The following is a 1,653-nucleotide window of genomic DNA, read 5'->3' on the forward strand; positions in this document are numbered from 1 at the left end:
TGTATCTGGCGCGCTGCACAGCCCACTCATCGTTCTGCTCAAGCAGGATGGCGCCAACGAGCCGGACGATGGCATCCTCGTTGGGGAAGATGCCCACCACCTCGGTCCGCCGCTTCACCTCGCCATTCACCCGTTCTATCGGGTTGTTGCTATGCAGCTTGGCCCGATGCTCCCTGGGGAAGCTCATGTAGGCAAGGACGTCGTGCTCGGCCTCGTCCATGATGGTGGCGAGCTGGACACCCGCAAAAACTGGGTGGATGTGTCCGGCGGCGCCATGATGCCGGTGTGAGATCCAGTGCTTTCGGCAAGATTGGTCCTTCTGGGTGGCCCGCAGCGCTGGACCCAGGCGTTTTCCCGCACGTGCGGACGGACTCATGGCGTGGCGAGACGCTTTTCGTGGAAGATCAGACGGTCGAAGTTGTAGGCCAGGTTCGCCAGCGTCAGTTTCGCCTCGGCGCGGGCGATGCCGATGGTGCGGATGAACAGACCGAAGCGGTTCTTCTGATGAGCAAAGACATGCTCGATCCTGGCGCGCACCGCCGACTTGGCGGCGTTGGCCCGAGCCGTCGCTACCGGCATCGGCTTGCCCTTGGGCTTTCGTCGATGGATGCGGCTGGTCAGCATGCGATCGGCGAGCCAGGCTTCGTTGCTCTGTGAGCGGTAGGCGCTGTCAGCCCACACTTCACTGCCGGTGTTCTGCCGGTCAATGACCTGGCGCAGCATCCGGCCATCGGGATGGGATGCCGAGGTGACCGCAGCGGCCCGGATGAATCCGTAGCGGCGATCGATGCTGATGTGGCTCTTGTAGCCGAACACCGGCAGCGCGATCATCGGCAGCGGCGTGCCGTCTGCCCGATAGCGCACCTTGCCGCCCACCTTGAGCGTCCAGCGCGCATCGGTGTCCTTCTGGGCCGCCTTGGCCGGCTCGTCCGGCCAGATTTCCGTGGCCGTCTTGCCGTCCTTGATCGCCTGCTGCTCGCCATCGGTGTTGCGCTGCCGGGGCGCCGGCACCAGCGAGGCATCGACGATCTGCCCCGACATCGGGATGTACCCCTTCTTGTGCAGTTGCCAGTCGAAGGCCTTCATCACCCGCTTGAGCGTACCCGTCTCGGTCATGCGGTTACGGAAATGACGGATGGTGTTCTCATCCGGGGTCCGGTCCCCGAGCGAGAACCCCAGGAACCGCATCCAGCTCAGACGGTCACGGATCATGAACTCCATGCGGGCGTCCGACAGGTTGTGCTGGGCCTGCAGGATCAGGATCTTGAACATGGCCACCGGATCAAAGGGCGGCCGGCCACCCTTGCTGCCGTCGCCATAGCCCAGCCCCTCGACGAGCCAGCCGCGGAAGTACTCGAAGTCCACTGTCCGCTCCAACACCTCGAGCGGATCACCATGCTGGCTCAGCGCCTCAAGGTGATCGTTCAGGCTGAACAGCGACTGTGGGTCCATGACGATGCTCCATGATCAAGCATCGTCAGTGAATCACGACAGCACCAAAGGCGCGAGGGTTTTTGCGGGTGTCCAGCTTGGGCACCCGCGGACGGATCTGGTCGGCAACGGCGCGCCATTGGGTGCTGGCGGCCTCCGGCGTCTCCTGAGCGAAGGCCGTGGCGATAAAGGCACTGGCCACGCGGCGACCGCTCTTGCCGG

The 1,653-nt window shown here is 64.1% G+C and carries 1 protein-coding gene and 2 pseudogenes; all 3 read right to left on the reverse strand.

The features are described from left to right. A pseudogene (locus HKD40_RS17585) lies at positions 1-235 on the reverse strand (transposase); the annotation flags it as partial. Between the two features lie 137 nt (positions 236-372). Beyond that, positions 373-1,452: a transposase gene (locus HKD40_RS17590; protein ID WP_169197065.1), complete on the reverse strand. Its 1,080-nt coding sequence runs from the start codon at positions 1,450-1,452 to the stop codon at positions 373-375. Positions 1,453-1,525: 73 nt separating this feature from the next. Then, positions 1,526-1,653 (reverse strand): annotated as a pseudogene (locus HKD40_RS17595) (IS256 family transposase); the annotation flags it as partial.

This window comes from Devosia sp. MC1541, assembly GCF_012847305.1.
Classification (GTDB): Bacteria; Pseudomonadota; Alphaproteobacteria; order Rhizobiales; family Devosiaceae; genus Devosia.